The following is a 6,550-nucleotide window of genomic DNA, read 5'->3' as shown; positions in this document are numbered from 1 at the left end:
GAAATATTTTTTTAATTAAACGAGTTTTGGTCTATAAGACATATAAAAAAATATTAGTTTAAACACTCTCGGTTATGAAAAACATCAGGCATCCGATATGTTAGCAGCTTGTAGTTGTACAGAAATTGTAAACACAGATACTTCCTCAAAAAGAACCAGTCCTCCTGGCAAAGATTTTCAAAGATTCCTCGGCTCACCTGAAACAGAATATCCAACGTCCAAAGATACTCCACCGCTGATAAAACGAAAAATGGAGACAACTACAGCCCAAACTCAAGTTGCCGTTTCTGAAGATTTACTCATCAAAGAAACTGCTCAAATAACTAATGAGGCAGCACCAGACAGTGAGCCAGCTTGGGATGAGGTAGATGATGCAGCACCCGAAAGCCCTGATAATAGTCGGGCTGCATCCTCAAACAGCCAACCCATGGAAGACCGAATAGCAGACTTAGGTAGATGCCTGGCAGCAACTCTACCTAATAGCCTTGACTTCGAAAATGGTGCTGCTGAAATGCCAGAAGCATCAAGAGAAGAGGTTATTGAGGAATTGATTATACCCCAAAAATCACCCCGAGCTCCAATGGCATCAGCTTCAGAATTGGATGAGCGCCTTAAAAATCTGGACAACGAGTTTTCAACTCCTCGTTATGAAAAACCATCTGGCTCAATTACTCATACTCGCGTCTTAAAAGAACATTTAGAAAAGCAGAGTTGTGAAGATCAACACCTTGGCTATGAACAAAAGCCCGTTTCATCTGCTCATAGAACCACCGTAGATATACCGTTGGCTACCCAGAACAACAAACCTATCAAATGCAGAATCTGTAATATTCTTTGATTAAATCCAACAAACCAATACATGATTTTTTATGGAATCTTCAAGTAAAAATATAATCCATACAAGGCTTATTAAGTTGCGAGTTTTCTACTCTGTATCATCAGATAATTAATACAATCCAGTATCAGAAAAGTATGTTTTTTGTGAAACTGTCTCAGAAATATGGATATTAATAATACCAAGAGCCGGTTTTTCAAATAACCTGAACTCAGGTTAATACAACGCTTACTTGAGCAGTGGGCGGGTGTCCGAAGTTTACAAACTCTCCCCATTGATACAGACCTCGTAAAAAAGCCTCAAGAGAGTTTCTCTCCCTTGAGGCTATGAGGGTTTACGAACCTTGCTTACGGCCAAGTATCAGAGCAACAGCTTACGAATATCCGTCAACAGTTCACCCAGCATGGTGGTGAAACGTGCAGCATCCGCACCATTGATTGCTCTGTGGTCATAAGACAGGGACAGAGGCAGCATCAGCTTCGGATCGAAATCCTTGCCATTCCATACCGGCTTCATGGAAGCCTTGGACAGGCCAAGAATGGCCACTTCCGGCGCATTGACGATCGGAGTAAACGCAGTACCACCGATAGAACCAAGGCTGGAGATCGTAAAGCAGCCACCCTGCATTTCATCAGGCTTCAGCTTCTTGTCACGTGCCTTGCCGGCCAGCTCGATGCACTCGGCAGACAGCTCCCACAGACTCTTCTGATCCACATTCTTGATAACCGGAACCAACAGGCCATCTGGAGTATCTACCGCGACACCAATGTTGATGTACTTCTTGTAGATCAGCGTTTCGCCATCCGGGCTAAGGGAAGTGCAGAACTGTGGCAGCTCTTTCAGCACATAAGCAACGGCTTTCAGAATAAACGGCAATGGTGTCAGTTTGGTACCACGGGCCTCTGCCAGTGCTTTCTGAGCCTTGCGGAACGCTTCCAGTTCAGTGATGTCACACTCATCAAACTGGGTAACGTGCGGCACGTTCAGCCAGGAGCGCTGGAAGTTCTGAGCCGCCACTTTGCGCAGACGGTTCAGAGCAACCTTCTCAATGTCACCCCACTTGCTGAAGTCGATCTCTGGCATGGCAGGAATACCCAGACCAGAAGAAACACCTTGAGCAGTCTGAGGCTTTTCACTGAGGCGCATCTTGACGTACTTCTGCACGTCTTCTTTAAGAATGCGGCGACGTGGACCAGTGCCGGTTACTTCCGCAAGGTCAACACCAAACTCACGAGCCAGTTTGCGCACCGCAGGGCCAGCATGGAACTTACGGTTGGCACGCTCAAGTTCCACAGGGTGTGCTTCGGCACGTGGTGGTGGCGCTGATGGCGCACGGGAAACAGTTTCCTGTTTCTGTGGTGCAGTGGCAGGTGCAGCAGCCGCTGGAGCAGGCTGACTGACAGCGGGTACTTCAACCCCACCAGACACTTCAATATCCAGAATCAGGTCGCCCTGACTAAGGGTGTCTCCCTCTTTGACCATGATGGCTTTAACAATACCGGCAAACGGCGAAGGTACTTCCATGGTCGCCTTGTCAGATTCCAGTACGATCAGTGAAGTTTCTTCTTCAACCTGATCGCCAACGCTGACACAGACCTCAATGACTGGAACATTCTCAGCACCAATATCTGGTACGGTTACTTTCTCAATACGAGGTCCAGCCTGAGGTGCAGAGGCCGCTGGTGCAACAGCAGCAGGCTCTGGAGCCGCTGCAGAAACAGGTGCAGGCTCATTAGAGACAGCAACAGCACCACCATTCACTTCAACGTCAATGACCAGGTCACCCTGATTCAGGGCATCACCTTCCTTAACGTGAATGGCTTTCACAACGCCTTCCACTGGGGAAGGCACTTCCATGGTTGCTTTGTCCGACTCCAGGACAATCAATGAGTCTTCCAGGGCAACGGTGTCCCCAACCTTCACACAAACCTCAATAACCGGAACATTCTCAGCACCGATATCAGGCACATGCACAGACTCAATATGGGATCCACCCGCTGGCGCTGGTACAACGTCAGCTACCGGAGCCGCCACCACAGGAGCTTCTGCTGCCTGCTCAACAACCTCAGGTGCTGCTGCGGTAGTCCCTGCAGCAGCCATCTTAACCATCGGAGCCCCTTCGCTGACATTGTCACCAACCGTCAGCAGCACTTCGGTCACCACGCCATCGCGTGGTGCCGGGACTTCCATGGTTGCCTTGTCAGACTCCAGAACAATCAGGGAGTCTTCGGCCGATACCGTATCACCAGGCTTGACGCAGATTTCGATGACTTCTGCCTCACCACTGCCGATATCTGGAACCTTGATGATTTCGTCACTCATTCCTCATACCTTCTCTTCAGTTCCAGACTCAGCAATACAGAGGGTTAGCTCTGGTTGGGTCAATATCAAACTTCTTGATGGCCTGACTGACAACAGACGCATCCAGCTCACCATCCTGAACCAGCGCATACAGGGCAGCGACCACGATGAAGTAACGATCTACCTCGAAGAAGCGACGCAGCTGTTCACGGGTGTCGGAACGACCAAATCCGTCAGTACCCAGAGACACGAAAGTTGCAGGCACAAACTCGCGGATCTGGTTGGCGTACAGGCTCATATAGTCAGTAGCGGCAACAACAGGACCTTTTCGACCAGACAGCTGCTTCTCAACCCAGCTGACTTTTTTCTCGGCTTCAGGGTTCAGCATGTTGTAACGCTTGGCGTCCTGACCATCACGGGCCAGCTCGTTAAAGCTGGTTGCGCTCCAGATATCAGATTCAACGTTGAACTCATCACGCAGAATACCGGCAGCAGCACGGACTTCTTCAAGGATAGTGCCACAACCCATCAACTGGACCTTAGGTCCCTGGTTACGGGAATTTTCTTCCAAGTTGTAAAGTCCCTTGATGATGCCTTCGATCACTTCCGGACCTTCCGGCAGCGCTGGCTGACGGTAGTTTTCATTCATGGCGGTGATGTAGTACCAGACATTCTCGCCATTGCCATACATACGCTGCAGACCGTTCTGGATAATCACAGCCATTTCGTAGCCGTAGGTCGGGTCGTAGCTGATGCAGTTCGGTACAGTGGAGGCCAGAATATGGCTGTGACCGTCCTGATGCTGCAGACCTTCACCATTCAGAGTGGTACGACCGGCAGTAGCACCAATCAGGAAGCCACGAGCCTGGATATCACCCGCTGCCCATGCCAGATCGCCAGTACGCTGGAAACCAAACATGGAATAGAACGCGTAGAATGGGATCATTGGAACGTTGTTACTGCTGTAAGAAGTTGCAGCAGCAATCCACGCGGCGTGGGCGCCCGCTTCGTTAATGCCCGCTTCCAGAATCTGGCCCTGCTTGGATTCTTTGTAGAACATGACCTGGTCGGAGTCTACCGGCTCATAGTTCTGGCCTTCCGCAGAGTAGATACCCAGCTGACGGAACATACCTTCCATACCAAAGGTACGCGCTTCATCAGGGATGATCGGCACGATGTGCTTGCCAAGACTCTTGTCTTTGGCCAGTGCGCCAAGAATACGAACGTAAGCCATTGTAGTGGAGATTTCACGCTCACCACTGCCCTTGGTGACGGCTTCAAAAGCCTCAAGGCCTGGAATTTCCAGCTTAACATCGGTTTCCACACGACGCTGTGGAATAAAGCCACCCAGCTTTTCACGACGCTTGCGCATGTACTTCATTTCAGGGCTGTCAGCGTCTGGCTTGAAGTAAGGCAGGGTTTCAATATCTTCGTCTTTGATGGGCAGGTCAAAGCGATCACGGAAGTGCTTCAGATCATCAACCGGCAGCTTCTTAACGTTGTGGCTGACGTTGGCCGCTTCACCGGTGGCACCGGTACCGTAACCCTTAACCGTCTTGGCAAGAATGACGGTAGGCTGGCCATTATGGTTAACAGCTTCGTGGTAAGCAGCGAAGACTTTGTATGGGTCATGACCACCACGGTTCAGACGCCAGATATCATCATCAGACAGGTGTTCAACCAGCTTCAGAGCTTCAGGATCACGGCCAAAGAAGTGCTCACGGGTCCAGGCACCGCCTTTCGCCTTACAGTTCTGGTAATCACCATCAACGGCTTTATCCATCACTTCCTGCAGCTTACCATGCTTGTCCTGAGCCAGCAGCGGATCCCAATGACGGCCCCAGACGACCTTGATGACATTCCAGCCAGCACCACGGAAGACGCCTTCCAGTTCCTGAATGATCTTACCGTTACCACGTACCGGGCCATCCAGACGCTGCAGGTTACAGTTGACCACGAAGATCAGATTATCCAGCTTCTCACGGCCGGCCAGAGAGATGGCACCGAGAGATTCCGGCTCATCCATCTCACCATCCCCAAGGAAAGCCCAGACCTTACGGTTTTGATCCTGAGACATGCCGCGGTTAATCAGGTACTTCATGAAGTGAGCCTGATAGATCGCCTGCAGTGGGCCAAGGCCCATGGATACGGTCGGGAACTGCCAGAAGTCAGGCATCAGCTTAGGGTGAGGGTAGGAAGACAGACCATTGCCATCCACTTCCTGACGGAAGCTATCCAGCTGGCTCTCATCCAGACGACCTTCCAGAAAGGCTCGAGAGTAGATACCAGGAGCTACGTGGCCCTGGTAATACACCAGATCGCCTTCACGATCACTTTCATGGCCATGGAAGAAGTAGTTGTAACCGATGTCGTACAGCGTGGCACTGGAGGCAAAGGAAGAGATATGGCCACCCAGGCTGCTGTCCTTCTTGTTGGCGCGCATAACCATTGCCAGTGCATTCCAGCGAACCAGCGAGCGAATACGGCGCTCCATGAACAGGTCGCCAGGCATACGGGCTTCTTTTTCAGGAGCTATCGTATTGCGATAAGGGGTAGTAATAGCGTATGGCAGCTGCGTGCCTTTGGCACGAGCATGCTGGGAAAGCCGGGTCAGCAGAAAATGAGCACGGTCTTCGCCTTCCTGCTCAAGAACGGAATCCAGTGCTTCCAGCCATTCCCTGGTTTCTATAGGGTCGATATCATGCATACAAATCGGCTCCGGTTAGTATCTTTCTCTAATCACCACAATTAACCGCAAGATTTCAAAGACTTACAAAGTATTGGTACACAAAATCCAGTCGCCGTTTTTATTTTTTTCTGCATTTAGTCGCCCTTTTGGTCGCCCTTCTCATATCCAGTCGCCCTTTGACTCAAGTTGCCCTTTCAAACGTCGGCATCGTATTGCGGCAGGGGGGGCAATTCTGCCTTAACTACCCTATCCTCGACAAGTGCCCGATTTCCTGTAGCTACGGTCTCCCCCTGTACCCTGATAATAGTTCCATCTCTCAGTGTTGCGCTGCTGGTTCCGTCGCCGTTGTTGCTGGTTATGGTGACGATGGTTCTGGCTCCTTCGGGTATCAGGGATTTAAATTGTTGCCAGATGTTGGTGGTAGCCATGTTGTTATCCTTTGTGAGGGGTGAAAGCCAGGCAGGTTTCTGTGTCTATTGTTTCCGTCAATTCAAAGTAACTATCAGGCCATTCATAGCACAGCTGGTGATAGCTTTGTACGGCGGTTCGTTTGCAGGGGCTGCTGAATACCTCCTCGAGCCATGCTCTGTTGCACGTCTGTACTTTCTGTTTGACCACATATCGTTTTGTTGTGAAGGCCTTCATTCTGCGTCCTATGCTGTTTACTGTGACTGTCCGATATCCAGCAGGCACCTAAGTCCCGGCTCTACTCCTTAGGCCGGGCA

Annotated in this window: 4 protein-coding genes; 1 reads left to right on the top strand and 3 read right to left on the bottom strand. The window is 50.4% G+C overall.

All coding sequences use genetic code 11. The features are described 5' to 3' along the window. Nucleotides 1-97 precede the first annotated feature (97 nt). Nucleotides 98-838: a hypothetical protein gene (locus AK963_RS24025; RefSeq protein ID WP_066017928.1), complete on the top strand. Its 741-nt coding sequence runs from the start codon at nt 98-100 to the stop codon at nt 836-838. A gap of 357 nt (nt 839-1,195) precedes the next feature. On the opposite strand, the gene aceF is transcribed toward AK963_RS24025, so the two are convergent. The 3 genes from aceF to AK963_RS24010 form a co-directional block, all read right to left on the bottom strand. Then, nucleotides 1,196-3,157, bottom strand: a complete 1,962-nt coding sequence (gene aceF / locus AK963_RS24020; protein ID WP_066017927.1) for a dihydrolipoyllysine-residue acetyltransferase — start codon at nt 3,155-3,157, stop codon at nt 1,196-1,198. Between the two features lie 28 nt (nt 3,158-3,185). Continuing rightward, nucleotides 3,186-5,843, bottom strand: a complete 2,658-nt coding sequence (gene aceE / locus AK963_RS24015; protein ID WP_066017926.1) for a pyruvate dehydrogenase (acetyl-transferring), homodimeric type — start codon at nt 5,841-5,843, stop codon at nt 3,186-3,188. 176 nt (nt 5,844-6,019) lie between these two features. Continuing rightward, complete coding sequence (locus tag AK963_RS24010; protein ID WP_066017925.1) at nt 6,020-6,253, bottom strand: hypothetical protein; 234 nt, start codon at nt 6,251-6,253, stop codon at nt 6,020-6,022. Nucleotides 6,254-6,550: the final 297 nt, after the last annotated feature.

Source organism: Endozoicomonas atrinae (assembly GCF_001647025.1).
GTDB lineage: Bacteria > Pseudomonadota > Gammaproteobacteria > Pseudomonadales > Endozoicomonadaceae > Endozoicomonas > Endozoicomonas atrinae.
This window is presented reverse-complemented; position numbering and strand designations above follow the sequence as displayed.